Below are 18,105 nucleotides of genomic sequence, written 5' to 3'. Positions count from 1 at the left end.
GCGATGATCCGCTATATCCTCTGGCGCATTGCCGCCATGGTGCCGACCCTGCTCGTGATATCGGCTCTGGTCTTCGTCATCATAGAATTGCCGCCCGGCGACTTCTTCGAAAGCCAGATCGCCGAACTGCGCGCCCAGGGCGAGACCGCAAACCTGCAGGAAATCGAAGAACTGCGCCATCAATACGGCTTCGACCAGCCGGAGATTGTGCGCTACTTCTACTGGGTCGGCGGCATGCTGCACGGCGATTTCGGCTATTCCTTCGAATATCAGCTGCCGGTTTCCGACGTGGTGGGCGACCGCCTGTGGCTGACGATCCTCGTCTCTTTCTCGACCATCCTTCTGACCTGGCTGATCGCCTTTCCGATCGGCATCTATTCGGCGACCCATCAATATAGCTGGAGCGATTACGGACTGACCTTTCTCGGCCTGCTCGGAATCGCCATCCCCAACTTCATGCTGGCGCTGATCCTCATGTATTTCGCCAATGTCTGGTTCGGGCTCTCGATCGGCCATCTGATGGACCAGCAATATCTCAATCAGCCGATGAGTTGGGAAAAGGCCCGATCGATCCTCGCCCATCTCTGGATACCGGTCATCATCGTCGGGACGGCGGGGACAGCCGGCATGATCCGCCGCTTGCGCGCCAACCTGCTCGACGAGATGCAGAAGCAATATGTGACGACGGCACGCGCCAAGGGCCTGCATCCGGTAAGGGCGTTGGTCAAATATCCGCTGCGCATGGCGCTCAACTTCTTCGTCGCCGATATCGGCTCCATTCTGCCGTCGATCATTTCGGGCGCCGAGATCGTCGCCATCGTCCTGTCGCTGGAGACGACGGGACCAATGCTGATCAAGGCGCTGCAGAGCCAGGACATGTACCTCGCAGGCTCGTTCCTGATGTTCCTCGCGTTCCTGAACGTGATTGGCGTACTCATTTCCGATGTCGCGCTCGGCTTCCTCGATCCGCGCATCCGTCTGCAAGGCAGGAGCACCAAATAATGTCGCCCCTACCCGCTCCCGGTGCGCCGCTGCCGCATTATGTCTCGACCGCCCCGTTCGATCCGATCGCAACGGAAACGATGACCTCGGCCCAGTCGCGGATCCATCTCGCCTCGCAGAAGCAACTCATGTGGTGGAAGTTCAAACGCCACAAGCTGGCGCTTGCATCCGGAATTTTCCTTGCCGCCATCTACCTTATGATCCTTATCGTCGAGTTCCTGGCGCCTTATGGGCTTCATACGCGCAACGTCGATTTCATCCATTCGCCGCCGCAGCGCGTCCATCTTTTCGACAGCGAGGGCAATTTTGTCGGCCCCTTCGTCTATGGCCGGCAGATGACGCTCGATATCGATACCCTGCACCGGCTCTACAGCGACAAGCAGAACGACATCCAGCCGATCCGCTTTTTCTGCCGCGGCGATGACTACAAGTTCTGGGGGCTTGTCTCTTCCGACTATCATCTGATTTGCCCGGCGATCGGCGGACAGATGTTTTTGCTCGGCACTGACCGGCTCGGCCGCGATGTGCTTTCACGCATTCTCTACGGCGCCCGTATCTCGCTGACCATCGGGCTGATCGGCATTGGCATCAGTTTCGTGCTCGGCATCGTCATCGGCGGTCTCGCCGGTTACTGGGGCGGCATCTTCGATCTCATCGTGCAGCGCCTGATCGAAGTGTTGCAATCACTGCCCTCGCTGCCGCTCTGGATGGCGCTTGCCGCCATCATGCCGGTGACGTGGAGCCCGATCGTCATCTATTTCGGCATCACCGTCATTCTCGGCATCATCGACTGGACGGGGCTTGCCCGCGCCGTGCGCTCCAAGCTTCTGGCATTGCGGGAAGAAGACTATGTCCAGGCAGCCCAGCTCATGGGCGCCAGCACGCCCCGTATCATCGGTCGGCATCTGGTGCCGGGCTTCATGTCGCATCTCATCGCATCCGCAACCATTTCCATCCCCGGAATGATTCTCGGTGAGACGGCACTCTCCTTCCTCGGCCTTGGCTTGCGACCGCCCATTACCAGCTGGGGCATCCTGCTGACGGAGGCCAAGAGCGTGAGCGTCATCGCCTTCTACCCGTGGCTGCTGTTTCCGATCGTTCCGGTAGTGCTGGTAATTTTGGCGTTCAATTTTCTGGGAGACGGCTTGCGCGATGCGGCAGATCCCTACAAATAGCGTCGAGTTCGGCGGCGCGCTTCGCGTCCGTCGAATCGTGGCCTCCGATTTCCGGGGGTGGTAGAAGTATGTCGTCCACCTCAGAGGGCACACCTATGGCCAGACGTCTCGAAGATGCACGCATCCTCATGTACAGCCACGACACATTCGGCCTTGGCCACCTGCGCCGTTGCCGCACGATCGCCCATGCCCTCGTTGAGGATTATCGCGGCCTGAACATCCTCATCATATCAGGTGCGACGATTGCCGGTGCTTTCGACTACCGTGCCCGCGTCGATTTCGTGAAAATCCCAAGCGTCATCAAGCTTCGCAACGGGGAATACACGTCTCTCGCCAGCCATATCGACCTTCAGGATACGCTGAAGATGCGCGAAGCGAGCATTCGTCACACCGCCGAGACCTTTCAGCCCGATATCTTCATCGTCGACAAGGAGCCGATGGGTCTGAAGGGTGAGATTGAGGAGACGCTTGCCTATCTGAAGGCGCGCGGCACCACTCTGGTGCTTGGTTTGCGCGAGATCATGGACGCACCGCATCTGCTCGAAGCCGAGTGGAAGAGAAACAGCGTCATGCAGAAGATCGACCAGTATTACGATAGCATTTGGGTCTATGGGCCACCGGATTTCTACGATCCGCTTGTTGGCCTCGACGTACCGCCCAGTGTTCGTCGCAAGATGGATTTCGTCGGCTTTCTGCAGCGCAGCGTTTCCAAGGGCAAGAACTCAGTGAACGCCCGCAAGGACGACTACATCCTGGTCACGACGGGAGGCGGCGGTGACGGCTCGGATCTCGTTCACGATGTCATGAACGCTTATGAGGCCGATGAGACCCTGAGACAGAAGGCGCTCGTCGTGCTCGGACCCTATATGCCGGCGGCAGAACGCGCAAAGCTTGTCAGGAAAGGCGAGAAAATCCCCTATATCGAAGTGATCGAGTTCGACAACCACATGGAAGAGCTGATCGACGGCGCCACCGCCGTCGTCGCCATGGGCGGCTACAACACCTATTGCGAGATCCTCTCCTTCGACAAGCCGGCGTTGATCGTGCCCCGCGTCGCCCCCCGCGAAGAGCAGCTTTTGCGCGCCCGCCGCGCCAGTGAGCTTGGCCTCGTCGACATGCTGCCGCCCGAGCAATCAGCCGACCCAGCCATCATGGCTGAAACGCTCAAGCAGCTGCCGTCACGACTGCCGCCGTCGAAAAGCGGCAGCAATATGCATCTTGAAGGACTGAACCAGATTTCCCGCACCGTTGGCGGATGGCTGGACAGCCGCGGACGCCACCTTTCGCTTGTCGGCGCAGAATAAAGAGCCGTCCTTTGCCGCCACGCCGCAAGATTCTCGTCGTGCTGAAAGGCTATCCCCGCCTTTCAGAAACCTTCATCGCCCAGGAATTGCTCGGTCTCGAAAAGGCCGGCTTCGACCTGACGCTGATCTCCATGCGCCGGCCGACCGACAAGAAGCGCCACCCCGTGCATGACGAGATCAAGGCGCCGATCGTCTATTTGCCGGAATATTTGCACGAAGAGCCGATCCGTGTGCTGAAGGGCGTTTTTTCCGGTTTTTCGAAACCGGGCTTCAGCGCGCTGATGAAGCGTTTCTTTTCTGATCTGCCGCGCGATATCTCCCGCAATCGTTTCCGTCGACTTGGCCAGGCGCTGGTGCTGGCACGCGAATGGCCCGATAAGGGCGAATGGCTGCATGCCCATTTCATCCACACACCCGCCTCGGTGACGGAGTATGCGAGCATCCTGACCGGCACGCCATGGACATGTTCCGCTCATGCCAAGGATATCTGGACATCACCGGACTGGGATATCAGCCAAAAGCTCAAAAACGCCCGTTGGGCAGTGACCTGCACGCGCGCCGGCTATGAGCATATGAAAACGTTGACGGACCGCAAGGATGCCGTGCATCTGAGCTATCACGGCCTCGACCTCGCCCGCTTCGGCCATTTCGCAGGCGAGCACTCCAGCCGCAATGGCAGCGACCCTACCGACCCCGCCTTCATCCTCAGCGTCGGCCGTGCCGTGGAAAAGAAGGGCTATGATATACTGCTGCGTGCCCTTGCCTTGCTGCCGAAAGAACTGAATTGGCGCATGGATCATATCGGGGGCGGCGAGGCGCTTTCGACACTGAAGAAGATCGCCGCTGAACTCGGCCTTGCCGAGCGCATCACCTGGAAAGGCGCACTGGCACAGGAAGACGTGCTCGACCATTATCGCCGCGCCGATCTCTTCGCGCTTGCCTGCCGCATCGCCGCCAATGGCGATCGCGACGGCTTGCCGAATGTGTTGGTCGAAGCCTCCAGTCAGCGGCTCGCTTGCCTTTCAACCAATGTCTCAGGCGTGCCGGAACTGTTGAGCGATGGCGAGAACGGCCTGGTCGTGCCGGCGGAAGATCCGGCAGCTCTTGCAAAAGCGCTCGAGACGGCGATCCGCGATCCCGATCTGCGCAAGAGGCTCGGCGACGCTGCCGAAGAGCGCGTGCGCGGTCATTTCGATTATCACTCCAGTATCCGGCAGTTGAGCGCCCTGTTCGAGGCAGAATGGCAGAAGGCGTCATGACGGCTCCCCGCATCTTCTTTTATGTCCAGCATCTGCTCGGTATCGGCCATATGGCGCGCGCGAGCCGTATCGCCAATGCGTTGGTGAAGGACGGTTTGGAGGTGACGATCGTCACTGGCGGACTGCCCGTACCGGGTTTTCCGGGCGAGGGTGTCAGAACAGTCGAATTGCCGCCGGTCGTCGCCAGCAATGTCGGCTTTTCCGGCCTGGCCGATGCCGATGGACAGGCGGCGGGCGAGGAATTCCTTTCCAGACGGCGCGACCTGCTTCTGCAAGCCTTCGAGGAAACGAAGCCAGACGTCGTCATCATCGAGGCTTTTCCCTTCGGCCGCAGGCAGATGCGCTTCGAACTGCTGCCGTTGCTCGATGCGGTCGAAAGGGCCAGTCCGCGGCCGAAGCTTTTGAGTTCCGTACGCGACATCCTGCAGGAAAATCGCAAACCCGGCCGCGACGAGGAAACCGTCAAACTCATCAAGGACCATTTCGACGCCGTACTCGTCCATGGCGACCCGGACTTCGTACGTCTGGAGGATACCTTTCCGCTGACGGCAGAGATCGCCGGCCGGCTGCGCTATACCGGTCTCGTTGCTCCGCCGCCCGCGCCGGAACCGGCCGAGACGTTCGATATTATCGCGTCGGCAGGCGGCGGCGCCGTCGGGCTGGAACTGATCCGCGCCACGCGCGGTGCGGCAGCATTGCTGCCTGCCGATATCAGCTGGCTGCTGATTACCGGCCCCAATCTTCCCGCGGCCGATTTTTCAACATTGTCGGAAGATGCGCCTGCTAATGTGACGATGGTGCGCTTTCGCAAGGATTTCCCCTCCCTCCTGGGCGGCGCTAAAGTCTCGATCTCGCAGGCCGGCTATAACACGGTGGGTGATCTCCTGCGCACACAATGCCGCCCGATCCTCATCCCTTTCGTGGCCGCCGGTGAGACGGAACAGACGGTGCGCGCCGAACGACTGCAGGCGCTTGGCCTTGCCGAAATTCTGCCGGAGGAGGGGCTGACGTTCGAGGATCTCAAGGCTGCGGTCGAACGGGCACTTGCAGCACCATTGCGTCCGGCCACGTCCCTCGATCTCGACGGGGCTGCCAAAAGTGCAAGCATCATTCGTTCAATGATCGGTTGAAACCCTCGCCTATTCCAAAATTCATGTGATATAAGAAAAATTCCGGCGAGAATCGGCGTTTCGACATTAGTCCGCTCCGCCTTGTTTTCGTTGCGATATCGGCGGTCTGACTGCATGGTCCTGTACTCGAAGATTCCCTCTTCCTCAGCATCAGGGTCGCTGTCCGGACTTTTCCAACAGTCTGACGGTTAGCCATGGAAAAAAGCCTCGCGCGCTACATCTGGAAGAACACGCGATTGCAGCAGCTCTGGATTCTGCTGGTCGTCGCAGCTTCCATGGTGCCCTATTTCCTGTCCTTCGACCTGCCGAAGCAGATCGTCAACGGACCTATTCAGGGTGACGGCTTCGAAGGGCCGGGCGCAAGACAGATCTTCATGCACATCGCTTACGACATACCGTTCATCGGTCATGTCGAATTCTTCAGGGGCCTGGAGCTTAACCGCCTTCAGATGCTGATGGCGCTGAGCCTCGTCTTCCTGGCGCTGGTGGTGCTGAACGGCCTCTTCAAGTTCTATATCAATACCTATAAGGGCCGGCTCGGTGAGCGTATGCTGCGCCGCATCCGCTTCGAGCTCATCGATCGCGTGCTGCGCTTCCCGCCCGCCCATTTCAAGCGGGTGAAGTCTGCTGAAATCGCCACCATGATCAAGGACGAGGTGGAGCCGATGGGCGGCTTCACCGGCGATGCATTCGTCTCGCCCGCCCTTCTCGGCGGCCAGGCGATTACCGCGCTTGCCTTCATCATCATCCAGAATTTCTGGCTGGGCATGATCGCGGCTGCCATCGTCGGCGTGCAGGCTGTGGTCATCCCCCGCATGCGCAAGCGCCTGCTGGAACTCGGGCGTCAGCGCCAGCTGACCGCACGTGAACTCTCCGGCCGCGTCGGCGAGATCGTCGACGGTATCGGCACGATCCACGGCAACGACACCTCCAACTTCGAACGCGCCGATATCGCAACCCGCCTCGGCCGTATCTTCTCTATCCGCTACGACCTTTACCAGTGGAAATTCCTGGTCAAATTCATCAACAACTTCCTCGCCCAGGTCACGCCCTTCCTCTTCTACGCGATCGGCGGTTACCTGGCACTGCAGGGCCGGCTAGACATCGGTCAGCTCGTCGCCGTCATTTCCGCCTACAAGGACCTACCCGGCCCGCTGAAGGAATTGATCGATTGGGACCAGATGCGCCAGGACGTGCAAGTCAAGTATGCGCAGGTCTACGAGCAGTTCAATGTCGAGCCGCTGATCGACAGCCGCATTCAGGAACTCGCCACAGCGCCGGTCGCACCGCTGACAAGCGCCCTCGTCGTCACCAATCTCTCCGTCAGCGACGACAGCGGCGCGCGCCTCGTCGATCATGTCTCGGTCGAGATCAAGCCGAACGAGACGGTTGCGATCGTCGGGCCGAACGGGAGCGGTGCGGAAGCCTTCGCCGAAGCGCTCGGCCGTCTCGTCTGGCCGGATTCCGGCCGCATCACCATCGACGGACAGGATCTGCTGGATCTGCCGGAATCGGTCACTGGCCGGCGCATTTCCTATGCCTCTGCCGAGAGTTATTTCTTCCACGGCACGCTGCGCGACAATCTGGTCTACGGCCTCAAGCATGCGCCGATGAAAGAACCCGAATATGACGGCAAGGCAGCGCAGGAATACAAATGGCACGTTGCGGAATCGCAGAAGGCAGGCAATCCCACGCTCGATCTCAACAGTGATTGGGTAGACTACAACGCTGCGGGCGCCAACGGACCTGAAGATCTTCTGAAGGCGATCCGGCCGGTGCTCGACGCCGTGATGATGTCGCAGGACATTCTGGATCTGGCGCTGCGATCCACCGTCAATACCGAGGTTCACACGGCACTCGGCAGCCATATCGTGGAACTCAGAACATCGTTGCGCGAACGTCTGACCGCGGAAAATCTCGACGCCATCGTCGTGCCATTCGATTTCGACACCTACAACACGCAGGCGACCGTCGGCGAAAACCTGCTCTTCGGCACGATGAAGCGGCCGCTGATGAACAACCGGCGGCTTGCCGGCCATCCCTATTTCCAGCAGCTCTTCCGCGAAACCGGGCTGAGTACCGACCTCTACACGATGGGGCTGGAAATCGCCGAAAACGCAGTGGAACTCTTCCACGACCTGCCGCCGGACCACCCTTTCTTCCAGCAGCTTACCTTCATGACGGCGGATGACATTCCGACCTATCAGGCACTGCTGCAGAAGCTCCAAGGCAAGCGCTTCGAGGATGCGACGCCGGAGGACCGAGCAAGCATCATCCGCTTAAGCTTCGCCTATATCGAACCGCGGCATCGCTTCGGTCTCTTGACCCAGACGCTGACGGACAAGATTGTCAGCGCCCGTAAGCAGTTCCACGAGAACATCCCCAGCGATCTGGCCGAGCTGATCGAGCGTTATGACATCAATCGCTTCACGGCCTCGGCGAGTCTAATGGACAATGTGCTCTTCGGTCGCATCGCCTATCAGCAGGCCGATGCCTCCGACCGCATTCGCCTCATCATGGGAGAACTCTTCGATGCGCTCGATCTCTATGACGACGTACTGTCGATCGGGCTGGAATTCGATGTCGGCACCGGCGGCAAGCGCCTGACCGGGGTGCAGCGTCAGAAGCTCAATCTTGCCCGGGCTCTGCTCAAACGCTCCGACTACTTCATCTTCAACCGGCCGATCCCGGCGCTCGACCAGCGTATCCAGGATCAGATCACTCACAACATCATCGAAGGTCTGCACGAAGAAGGCAAGCGCCCGGCAATCATCTGGGTGCTGTCCAACGCCAAACTGGCGGAAATCTTCGATCGAATTTTGCTCTTCGAGCGCGGCAATCTTGCCGAGGCGGGCAACTATCCGGAACTTTCCGAGAAAAACGGGATGTTCAAGGAACTGTTATCGTAATATTCTATTGGGGCGGCACGGACGGCGCCCGCAAGGCGCTTGAGTTGGTTTTTAGCGCATGATCAAGGACCATGCGGCAGGGAGTTGTAACGCTCATGCTGTTGAGAGATGAAGTCGAAATGCTGCGGCGGGTGCCGATCTTCTCGAGGATCGCACCAGCGAAGCTCAAACTCTTGGCTTTCACCTCCGACCGTATGACATACCGGGCCGGCCAGAACCTGTTTCGTCAGGGCGATGTCGGCGACGCCGCCTACGTGGTTCTGTCAGGCACGGCCGATATCATCGTTGCCTCTCCTGCCGGCGAGATCAAGGTTGCCGATGTCGAAGTCAATTCTATCGTCGGGGAAATCGCCATCCTCTGCGACGTCTCGCGTACCGCGACCGTGCGCGCCACTTCACCGCTCGAAGTCCTGCGTATCAGCAAGGAACACTTCCTCAAGCTTCTAAGCGATTTTCCGGAAATGGCGGTAGAAATCATGCGAGTGCTTGCTGACCGTCTCAACCACACGACCGCCGAACTGACCGCTGCGCGCGCTTCTAAACAGCCCCAGATGGCGCAGTGAACTTCAAAAGAGATCCCAAATGAAAAGGCACGCCGGGTTTCCCAAGCGCGCCTTTCTTTGTGCTTCCTGCACTATTCGCGCTGTTCCAGCGCCCTGTTGAAGGCGAGAGCCGCCAGCGTGCAGATCGCTCCCGAGAGCAGGTAATAGCCGACGAAGGTCAGGCCGAACTGGCTGGACAGGCTGAGCGCCACCAGCGGCGCGAAGCCCGCACCGACCAGCCAGGCAAGATCCGACGTGAATGCGGCACCCGTATAGCGATAGCCGCGGCCGAAACGCGACGAGATCGAGCCTGTCGCCTGGCCGAAGGAGAGGCCAAGCACGCCAAAGCCGATGATGACGAAGGCATCGTGGCCGCTGTTGCCGGCACCGATCAGAAGCGGCCCGACGAAGCTGAAGATCGCGATCAGAATGGCGCAAATCGCCAGTTGCTTCCGCCGGCCGATGCGGTCGGCAATCATGCCCGAGGCTATGATGGCAACGATACCGACCATGGCGCCGATGACCTGTACCACCATGAAGGCACCGATCGGTTGGTTGCCGTAAAGGCTCATCCAGCCGAGCGGGAAGATGGTAACGAGGTGGAACATAGCAAAGCTTGCGAGCGGCACGAAGGCCCCGATCAGGATATCGCGGCCGTGGACGCGCAGCACGTCGAGGATCGGCGCTGCTTCAAGCTCATGCTGCTCCAGCAGCGTGCCGAACTCTTTGGTCATGACAAGCCGAAGGCGGGCAAAGAGAGCAACGACGTTGATCGCGAAGGCGACGAAGAACGGGTAACGCCAGCCCCATGAGAGGAAGTCTTCCGAAGAAAGGTTGGCGACGAAGTAACCGAATAGGATGCTTGCCAGCGCAAAGCCGATAGGCGCGCCGAGCTGCGGGATCATTGCATACCAGCCGCGATGATTCGGCGGCGCGTTGAGAGCAAGCAGCGACGCAAGGCCATCCCACGCTCCGCCGAGCGCAAAGCCTTGGCCAAGCCGGAAGAGGGCCAACAGCGCGATCGCCCAGTAGCCGATTTCATCATAGCCCGGCAGGAAGGCAATCGATGCAGTTGAGCCGCCGAGCAGGAAGAGCGCGATGGTGAGCTTAGTGCCACGTCCGTAGAAGCGGTCGATCGTCATGAAAACGACAGAGCCTACGGGACGAGCAAGGAAGGCCAGCGAGAAAATCGCGAAAGAATAGAGCGTGCCCGTCAGCCGGTCCGGCGCGAAAGGAAAGATGAGCTGTGGAAAGACGAGTACGGATGCGAGGCCGTAAACGAAGAAATCAAAAAACTCGGACATGCGACCGATCACCACGCCGATGGCGATGCTACCGGGCGAAACCGGCTTGTCATCGTGAATGCGCCGCGCATCCCGCTCCAGCGATGATGATGATGGTCCTAAATGTGTGGCAGTAGCCATATGAAACGCCTCCCTCGTTTAAGGTGCCCTTTGCAAAGCACCTCAAGCTGATCTTGTTCCATATTTGCAGCTTATCAAGTCCTGATGGCGCAAATAGTTGGCGCGAATTCTCAAAAATCGATGCGATGGAAACATCGCGTGATACCTGCGTCAACTTATTCCAGAGTTTCATTGGGCAAGGTCTTGCTTTTCGGCTATATACGTGGCGGCGCCGGAAATTTCCTTCTGACTTTTATCAGGATTTGTGGGCGCCGTGGAAGCTGACTTCTCCCGCGGTGCAAAATGCATGTTGCACTGCGACCAAAGACCTCATATCGCTCATTGTGCCAGTGCTTTAGTCGGCAATCGAACGAAACAAAAAGAGCTTAGAGACGTGCCAAAACTGCAGAAGTTTTCCCGCCTTCTATTAATCTTGCCGCTGTTTTTTTTGGCAGGATGCAACATGGTGGTCATGTCGCCTTCGGGCGACATCGCAGCCCAACAGCGCGACCTCATCGTCGTGTCGACGGTCCTGATGCTTTTGATCATCATTCCGGTGATCTTCCTCACGCTGTTTTTCGCCTGGCGCTACCGGCGCTCGAATACGGCCGCGACCTATGCACCGGAATGGCATCATTCGACCCGCCTCGAAATCGTGATCTGGTCGGCGCCGCTTGCCATCATCATCGCGCTCGGCGCAGTCACCTGGATTTCCACGCATAAGCTCGATCCCTACCGTCCACTTGACCGCATCGATGCGGACCGTGCCATTCCGGCCGATACCAAGCCGTTGACCGTCGAGGTCGTGGCACTCGACTGGAAGTGGCTATTCTTCTATCCCGACCTCGGCATCGCGACCGTCAACGAGCTCGCAGCGCCGGTCGATGTGCCGATCAATTTCAAGATCACCTCCTCTTCGGTGATGAACTCCTTCTACATCCCCGCCCTCGCCGGTCAGATCTACGCTATGCCGGGTATGGAAACGAAGCTGCACGCCGTCATCAATAAGGAAGGCGAATATGATGGCTTCTCCGCAAATTACAGCGGCGAAGGCTTCTCACATATGCGCTTCAAGTTCCACGGCCTGAACCAGCAAGGCTTCGACGCTTGGGTGGCGCAAGTCAAGCAGCAGGGCACGATGCTGAACCGCGACGCTTACCTGAAACTCGAAAAGCCAAGCGAGAAGGAACCGGTGCGCTACTATGCCGGCGCCGATGCCGAGCTCTACGACGCGATCCTCAATATGTGCGCCACGCCCGGGAAGATGTGCATGAACGAGATGATGCACATCGACATGATGGGCGGCGGCGGCAAGGAAAGCGAAGAAAACCGCGAAAAGCTGACCTACGACAATCGCCATGCGGACGAAGGGATCGTCGCGCCCGCGGCCACCGTGCCTGCAACGGGCGCACCCGCACGCAGCGAGCCGGCCGAAAGCATTGATGGCAACAGGATGCAGAACATGCCCGGAATGGACATGCAGCATGAGGGTCATTCGATGCCCGGCTCGGGCAATGGCGGCGATCCGGCGCCGGCACAGCTCAACAATAACAATTAACCTGGCGCTTTGCGTCGCAAGACATAATGAACGGGTTGTTCCATGTTTTCCAATCCTGACCTCCTGAAGTTCATCTTCGGCCGGTTGACCCTCGATGCGATCCCCTATCACGAGCCGATCCTGGTCGTGACCTTCATCGGCGTCGTCATCGGCGCCATCGCAGTGCTTGGCATCATCACCTATTTCAAGTTCTGGGATCCGCTCTGGCGCGACTGGATCTGCAGCGTCGATCACAAGAAGATCGGCATAATGTATGTGATCCTGGCCGTCATCATGCTTTTGCGCGGCTTCTCCGACGCGCTTCTGATGCGTGGCCAGCAGGCAATCGCCTTCAACGGCAATGAAGGCTACCTGCCGCCGCACCATTACGACCAGATCTTCACCGCCCACGGCGTCATCATGATCTTCTTCGTGGCGATGCCCTTCGTCACCGGTCTCATGAACTTCGTCGTGCCGCTGCAGATCGGCGCGCGCGACGTCTCATTCCCCTTCCTCAACAACTTCTCGTTCTGGATGACAACGGCGGGCGCAATCATCATCATGCTCTCGCTCTTCATTGGCGAGTTCGCCCAGACCGGCTGGCTCGCTTATCCGCCGCTGTCGGGTGCCGCCTATAGTCCAGGTGTCGGCGTCGATTATTATATCTGGGGCCTGCAGGTCGCCGGTGTCGGCACGACGCTATCAGGCATCAATCTGATCGCGACCATCGTGAAGATGCGCGCGCCGGGCATGACCTTCATGAAGATGCCGGTCTTTACCTGGACCGCGCTCTGCACCAACATCCTGATCGTCGCTTCCTTCCCGATCCTGACTGCAACGCTCGCTCTCCTGTCGCTCGACCGCTATGCCGGCACGAACTTCTTCACGAACGATCTCGGCGGCAATCCGATGATGTACATCAACCTCATCTGGATCTGGGGCCATCCCGAAGTCTACATCCTCGTGCTGCCGGCATTCGGCATCTTCTCGGAAGTGGTCGCGACCTTCTCCGGCAAACGCCTCTTCGGCTACGCCTCGATGGTCTACGCCACCTGCGTGATTATGATCCTCTCCTACCTCGTCTGGCTGCATCACTTCTTCACGATGGGTTCGGGTGCTTCCGTCAACTCCTTCTTCGGGATCACCACAATGATCATCTCGATCCCGACGGGGGCGAAGATGTTCAACTGGCTCTTCACCATGTACCGCGGCCGTATCCGCTACGAGGTGCCGATGCTGTGGACGGTCGGCTTCATGGTGACCTTCGTTATCGGCGGCATGACGGGCGTCATGCTTGCCGTACCGCCGGCCGACTTCGTGCTGCACAACTCACTCTTCCTGATCGCCCACTTTCATAACGTGATCATTGGCGGCGTTCTCTTCGGCATGTTCGCCGGTGTGAACTACTGGTTCCCGAAAGCCTTCGGCTTCAAGCTCGATCCTTTCTGGGGCAAGATGAGCTTCTGGTTCTGGCAGATAGGCTTCTGGTTCGCCTTCATGCCGCTCTACGTGCTCGGCCTGATGGGCATCACCCGGCGGATGAGCCAGTTCGAAGATCCGTCGCTGCAGATCTGGTTCATCATTGCCGCCTTCGGCGTCGGTCTGATCGCGCTTGGCATCGCGTCTTTCCTGATCCAGATCGTCGTATCCTTCATGAAGCGTGAGGAACTGCGTGACGATAGCGGCGATCCGTGGGATGGCCGCACGCTGGAATGGTCGACCTCATCGCCGCCGCCGGAGTACAATTTCGCCTTCACACCGGTCGTACACGATCACGACAGCTGGTACGACATGAAGAACCGCGGCTACGAGCGTCCGCTCGGCGGCTTCAAGCCGATCCACATGCCGAAGAATACCGGTACCGGCGCGATTCTGTCCGCCATCAGCGTCGCGCTTGCCTTCGGCCTGATCTGGTACATGTGGTGGCTCGTCGTCGTCTCCGCCGTCGCCCTGCTCGTCGTCGCGATCGGCCATACGTTCAACTACAAGCGTGACTTCTACATTCCTGCGGACGAAGTCACCGAAACGGAAGGCAAGCGCACAAAGTTGCTTGCCGAACAGGTGTAAGAGACCATGAGCGATCAAACTGTCGACACGGCCCAAAAGCCTGAATTCTACCTTACGGAAGACCATCATCCGGAGAACAGCACCAATCTCGGCTTCTGGCTCTATCTGATGAGCGACAGCCTGATTTTCTCGGTGCTGTTTGCCACCCATGCCGTGCTCGGCCGCAGTTATGCCGCCGGCCCGTCGCCGGCCGATCTCTTCGATCTGCCCCTGGTCGCCATCAACACCTCGATGCTGTTGCTCTCCTCCATCACTTATGGGTTTGCGATGCTGCAGATGGAGCGAAACGCAAAGGCGGAAACGCTGTTCTGGCTGGCAGTGACCGGCCTTTTCGGCGCGGCGTTCGTCGGCCTTGAGCTTTACGAGTTCGTACACCTCATCCACGAGGGCGCCGGTCCACAGCGCAGCGCTTTCCTGTCGTCTTTCTTTACGCTGGTCGGTACGCACGGTCTGCACGTTACCTCCGGCATCATCTGGCTGATCACGCTGATGGTGCAGGTCTCCATGCATGGCCTGCATGAAGCCAATCGTCGCCGCCTGATGTGCCTTTCCATGTTCTGGCACTTCCTCGACGTCGTCTGGATCGGCGTCTTTTCCTTCGTTTACCTGATGGGAGTTCTCGGATGAGTTCGCAAGCACCCGCACATGAGGATGCCCACGAGGCTCACCACGGCCACAGCCATGGACACCAAGCCGGCCACGGCAGTTTCAAGAGCTACGTGACGGGCTTCATTCTATCCGTCATCCTGACTGCCATCCCTTTCTGGCTCGTCATGGGAGAGGTCTTCGAAAATCATATCGTAACCGCCATCTTGGTGATGGCGCTCGGCGCCGTGCAGATCGTCGTTCACATGATCTTCTTCCTGCACATGAATACGAAATCGGAAGGCGGCTGGACGATCATGGCACTGATCTTCACGATCATCATCATCGCGATTGCTCTCTCGGGCTCTCTCTGGGTCATGTATCACCTGAACACGAACATGATGCCGATGAGCCCTGAAATGATGAAGAACATGCCATAAAGGCAAAGGAACGGGCGGCGACAACGCCGCCCGTTGCGGTTTATCTATGACCGATATCTCTTCCGACCGACAGGACAGGCCACGTTCGGCCGTCACACTTGCGATCCTTGGCATCGGCCTTCTTGCCCTCGTCGCCACCCTGATCGCGCTCGGCACCTGGCAGGTCTATCGACTCGCCTGGAAGCTCGATCTAATCGCCCGCGTCGATGCGCGCGTTCATGCCGAGCCCGTCGCCCCGCCGACTCGCGCCGACTGGGCCAAGGTTAATGCCGCCGATGACGAATACCGGCGGGTAACGGCAACAGGCACCTTCGAAAACGGCAAGGAAACGCTGGTCGCAGCATCAACAGCGCTCGGCGCCGGCTATTGGGTGCTGACGCCACTAAGGCTTGCGGACGGCAGCGCGATATTGATTAATCGCGGCTTTGTGCCGACAGACCGCCGCGACCCCGCCTCGCGACCGGAAAGCGAGATCGATGGGCCGGCCGGTATCACCGGGCTGATGCGCATGACGGAGCCAAGGGGCATGGTGCTGCGCTCCAACGATCCGGCTGCCGACCGCTGGTATTCGCGCGATGTCTCAGCCATCGCCGAAAAGCGTGGTATTGCGGACATTGGCCCCTTTTTCATCGACGCGGAGGCGACATCCAATGCCGGCGGCTTGCCCGTCGGAGGGCTGACGGTCCTCGATTTCCCGAACAACCACCTTGTCTATGCGGTCACCTGGTATGTGCTGGCGCTCATGGTGGCGGGGCTGCTGGTCTATATCGCACAGAGCGAGTTCAGGGTCCGCAGAGCTTTTCCTTGAGTGATCTATTGCGCAATGCGGCTGATCGCCTCGGCAAGCTGCGCCTGTGAAAAGGGTTTACCGAGGCGCGGTATATCGGTGATGCCTGCACCCTCGGGAATCTCGGCAAAACCGGTCGCGAGAATGATTGGCATGTCCGGCCACTCGCTTCGTATTGCGAGCGCAAGCTGCGAGCCTGTCATCCGCGGCATGGCGTGATCAGAGATAACGAGATCGACGCTTTCGTGGCGAAGAATGTCGAGCGCGTCGGCGCCGGCCGTCGCCTCGATCACGGTGTGGCCGAGATCCTCCAGCATCAGCGCCGTGTTCATCAGAACCAGCCCGTCATCGTCGACTGCAAGGATGCGCAACGGTCGTGAGCTATTTGCTGCTTCGGGCACGGATTGTTCGGGCTCTTCAACGGCGCTTTTGGCTTCCGTGACCGGAAACCATAGCTCGGCGGCGGTGCCTTCACCCAGCCGGCTGTTCAGTATGAGCCTGCCGCCGGACTGACCGGCGAGTCCTTGCACCATGGAGAGGCCGAGGCCCGTTCCCTTGCCGACGCCCTTGGTCGTGAAGAACGGAGTTACCGCCCGTTTCAGCGTCTCCTCGTCCATGCCTTCGCCCTCATCGGTAACGGCGACGCGTACATAATGACCGGCCGCCATAGTACCACCGTCAGGCACGATCTCTTCAGTGGCTTTGATCCTGATAATTCCGCCGCCGGGCATGGCGTCACGGGCATTGACGACGAGATTGAGCACCGCCGTCTCCAGTTGAGTCGGATCGGTAGCGATCGTCGGGAGGCTTTCGGGGAATTCGGTTTCAAGCGAGGCGATCGGGCCGATGGAGCGAGAGACCATGTCCATCATGCCACGCAGGAGCTCAGACACATCGATCCTCTCCACTTGCAGCTCCTGGCGGCGGGAAAAGGCGAGCATCCGTTGGGTCAGCGCCGCGCCGCGCTGTGCGCCTTGTATGGCATTGTCGACAAGGGGCGACAAAACAGGATCCTGCGGCATGCGCTTCTTGAGGATTTCGAGGCTGCCCAGCACCGCCATCAGCAGGTTGTTGAAGTCGTGAGCGATCCCGCCGGTCAATTGGCCGATCGCCTCCATCTTCTGCGCCTGGAAAAGTTCTTCACGGGTCCGCTCCAGCGCATGCTGCGTCTCCAGCTTCTCGGTAATGTCGCGGGTGATCTTGGCAAAGCCGATCAGCCCGCCGTAATCGTCCCTAATCGCATCGATCACGACACTTGCCCAAAAGCGTGACCCGTCCTTGCGTACGCGCCAGCCTTCTCGTTCGAACCGTCCGTCGCGGCTAGCGGTGGCCAATGCCAGCTGAGGCAATCCGTTGAGGCGATCCTCATCCGTGTAGAATGTGGAAAAGTGCCGGCCGATGATCTCTTCCGAGCGATAACCCTTGATGCGTTCGGCCCCGGAATTCCAGCTCGTCACGTTGCCCTCCGGGTCGAGCATGTAGATCGCGTAATCAGACACACCTTGAACAAGAAGTCGAAACTGCTCTTCGCTGCGCTTTAACGCGTTCTCGGCCGCCCTGCGCTCCGTCAGGTCGCGGATGATCTTGGCAAAACCAATCAGCTCGCCGGAGGCATGACGGATCGGATCGATGATGACGTGCGCCCAAAAACGCGTGCCATCCTTGCGTTGGCACCAGCCCTCTCCCTCGAAGCGTCCTTCCGTCGCCGCGATTTTGAGCGCCCGGGCGGGCAGACCAGCCTCCCTGTCGGCATCGAGATAGAATCGGGAGAAATGCTGGCCGAGGATTTCGGAAGCGCGATAACCCTTGAAGCGCTGAGCGCCGGAATTCCAGCTCGCCACGTAACCTTCAGGGCTCAACATATAGATTGCATAGTCGGTGATCGCATCGACGAGCACCCGGAAACGCCCCTCATCCTCAAGAGAGGTATCATATCTATCCACAGCTTCCATCTGCCCCTCTAAA

The 18,105-nt window shown here is 59.2% G+C and carries 14 protein-coding genes; 12 read left to right on the top strand and 2 right to left on the bottom strand.

Annotated features, from left to right (window positions below):
• Window positions 1-3 precede the first annotated feature (3 nt).
• The 7 genes from FHT78_RS08750 to FHT78_RS08720 all read left to right on the top strand — a co-directional run bounded on the left by FHT78_RS08750 (window position 4) and on the right by FHT78_RS08720 (window position 9,342).
• Window positions 4-1,002 carry an ABC transporter permease gene (locus FHT78_RS08750; protein ID WP_183742611.1) on the top strand — a complete coding sequence of 333 codons (999 nt, stop codon included), beginning with the start codon at window positions 4-6 and terminating at the stop codon, window positions 1,000-1,002.
• Complete coding sequence (locus FHT78_RS08745; RefSeq protein WP_183742609.1) at window positions 1,002-2,177, top strand: ABC transporter permease; 1,176 nt, start codon at window positions 1,002-1,004, stop codon at window positions 2,175-2,177. Before FHT78_RS08750 ends, FHT78_RS08745 begins: the two co-directional genes overlap by 1 nt.
• Window positions 2,178-2,272: 95 nt before the next feature.
• Window positions 2,273-3,481 (top strand): glycosyltransferase family protein, encoded by a 1,209-nt coding sequence (locus FHT78_RS08740; protein ID WP_183742607.1) that lies wholly within the window; start codon window positions 2,273-2,275, stop codon window positions 3,479-3,481.
• Between the two features lie 11 nt (window positions 3,482-3,492).
• Entirely contained in the window at window positions 3,493-4,740 is a 1,248-nt protein-coding gene (locus FHT78_RS08735) for a glycosyltransferase family 4 protein (protein WP_183742605.1), read from the top strand.
• The gene (locus FHT78_RS08730; protein ID WP_183742603.1) at window positions 4,737-5,870 is read left to right on the top strand and encodes a glycosyltransferase; all 1,134 of its coding nucleotides are present in this window, start codon (window positions 4,737-4,739) and stop codon (window positions 5,868-5,870) included. Before FHT78_RS08735 ends, FHT78_RS08730 begins: the two co-directional genes overlap by 4 nt.
• A gap of 194 nt (window positions 5,871-6,064) precedes the next feature.
• Window positions 6,065-8,779 (top strand): ABC transporter transmembrane domain-containing protein, encoded by a 2,715-nt coding sequence (locus FHT78_RS08725; protein WP_183742601.1) that lies wholly within the window; start codon window positions 6,065-6,067, stop codon window positions 8,777-8,779.
• A 95-nt stretch (window positions 8,780-8,874) separates the two neighbouring features.
• Window positions 8,875-9,342 carry a cyclic nucleotide-binding domain-containing protein gene (locus FHT78_RS08720; protein WP_183742600.1) on the top strand — a complete coding sequence of 156 codons (468 nt, stop codon included), beginning with the start codon at window positions 8,875-8,877 and terminating at the stop codon, window positions 9,340-9,342.
• 71 nt (window positions 9,343-9,413) lie between these two features.
• Here the strand turns inward: FHT78_RS08720 and FHT78_RS08715 are convergent, their stop codons facing one another.
• Complete coding sequence (locus FHT78_RS08715; protein ID WP_183742598.1) at window positions 9,414-10,745, bottom strand: MFS transporter; 1,332 nt, start codon at window positions 10,743-10,745, stop codon at window positions 9,414-9,416.
• Window positions 10,746-11,118: 373 nt separating this feature from the next.
• Between FHT78_RS08715 and cyoA the strand changes: the two genes are divergently transcribed.
• The 5 genes from cyoA to FHT78_RS08690 are packed head-to-tail and all read left to right on the top strand — an operon-like array spanning window position 11,119 to window position 16,161.
• Entirely contained in the window at window positions 11,119-12,282 is a 1,164-nt protein-coding gene (gene cyoA / locus FHT78_RS08710; RefSeq protein WP_183742596.1) for a ubiquinol oxidase subunit II, read from the top strand.
• A 42-nt stretch (window positions 12,283-12,324) separates the two neighbouring features.
• A complete protein-coding gene (gene cyoB, locus FHT78_RS08705) occupies window positions 12,325-14,328 on the top strand; it encodes a cytochrome o ubiquinol oxidase subunit I (protein WP_183742594.1) in 2,004 nt (667 codons plus the stop codon).
• Between the two features lie 6 nt (window positions 14,329-14,334).
• Window positions 14,335-14,955, top strand: coding sequence for a cytochrome o ubiquinol oxidase subunit III (gene cyoC, locus FHT78_RS08700; protein ID WP_183742592.1), 621 nt, complete (start codon window positions 14,335-14,337; stop codon window positions 14,953-14,955).
• On the top strand, window positions 14,952-15,353 hold the full coding sequence (gene cyoD / locus FHT78_RS08695; RefSeq protein ID WP_183742590.1) for a cytochrome o ubiquinol oxidase subunit IV: 402 nt from the start codon (window positions 14,952-14,954) through the stop codon (window positions 15,351-15,353). The genes cyoC and cyoD overlap by 4 nt, the downstream gene beginning before the upstream one ends.
• A 46-nt stretch (window positions 15,354-15,399) precedes the next feature.
• Window positions 15,400-16,161 carry an SURF1 family protein gene (locus FHT78_RS08690; RefSeq protein ID WP_183742588.1) on the top strand — a complete coding sequence of 254 codons (762 nt, stop codon included), beginning with the start codon at window positions 15,400-15,402 and terminating at the stop codon, window positions 16,159-16,161.
• Window positions 16,162-16,166: 5 nt separating this feature from the next.
• On the opposite strand, the gene FHT78_RS08685 is transcribed toward FHT78_RS08690, so the two are convergent.
• Window positions 16,167-18,092, bottom strand: coding sequence for a PAS domain-containing sensor histidine kinase (locus tag FHT78_RS08685; RefSeq protein ID WP_183742586.1), 1,926 nt, complete (start codon window positions 18,090-18,092; stop codon window positions 16,167-16,169).
• Window positions 18,093-18,105: the final 13 nt, after the last annotated feature.

The sequence above is a fragment of the Rhizobium sp. BK196 genome (assembly GCF_014193255.1).
Taxonomy (GTDB): Bacteria; Pseudomonadota; Alphaproteobacteria; order Rhizobiales; family Rhizobiaceae; genus Rhizobium.
The sequence above is the reverse complement of the archived record's forward strand: the minus strand, read 5'-3'. Positions and strand labels throughout refer to the sequence as shown.

What these genes read in the sequence shown, in the direction of transcription:
- FHT78_RS08725 (WP_183742601.1), top strand. Translation starts at nt 6,065, where the DNA reads ATGGAAAAAAGCCTCGCGCGCTACATCTGGAAGAACACGCGATTGCAG.
- FHT78_RS08690 (WP_183742588.1), top strand. Translation starts at nt 15,400, where the DNA reads ATGACCGATATCTCTTCCGACCGACAGGACAGGCCACGTTCGGCCGTC.
- cyoB (WP_183742594.1), top strand. Translation starts at nt 12,325, where the DNA reads ATGTTTTCCAATCCTGACCTCCTGAAGTTCATCTTCGGCCGGTTGACC.
- FHT78_RS08745 (WP_183742609.1), top strand. Translation starts at nt 1,002, where the DNA reads ATGTCGCCCCTACCCGCTCCCGGTGCGCCGCTGCCGCATTATGTCTCG.
- FHT78_RS08730 (WP_183742603.1), top strand. Translation starts at nt 4,737, where the DNA reads ATGACGGCTCCCCGCATCTTCTTTTATGTCCAGCATCTGCTCGGTATC.
- cyoC (WP_183742592.1), top strand. Translation starts at nt 14,335, where the DNA reads ATGAGCGATCAAACTGTCGACACGGCCCAAAAGCCTGAATTCTACCTT.
- cyoD (WP_183742590.1), top strand. Translation starts at nt 14,952, where the DNA reads ATGAGTTCGCAAGCACCCGCACATGAGGATGCCCACGAGGCTCACCAC.
- FHT78_RS08750 (WP_183742611.1), top strand. Translation starts at nt 4, where the DNA reads ATGATCCGCTATATCCTCTGGCGCATTGCCGCCATGGTGCCGACCCTG.
- FHT78_RS08720 (WP_183742600.1), top strand. Translation starts at nt 8,875, where the DNA reads ATGCTGTTGAGAGATGAAGTCGAAATGCTGCGGCGGGTGCCGATCTTC.
- FHT78_RS08740 (WP_183742607.1), top strand. Translation starts at nt 2,273, where the DNA reads ATGGCCAGACGTCTCGAAGATGCACGCATCCTCATGTACAGCCACGAC.
- FHT78_RS08715 (WP_183742598.1), bottom strand. Translation starts at nt 10,745, where the DNA reads ATGGCTACTGCCACACATTTAGGACCATCATCATCATCGCTGGAGCGG.
- FHT78_RS08685 (WP_183742586.1), bottom strand. Translation starts at nt 18,092, where the DNA reads ATGGAAGCTGTGGATAGATATGATACCTCTCTTGAGGATGAGGGGCGT.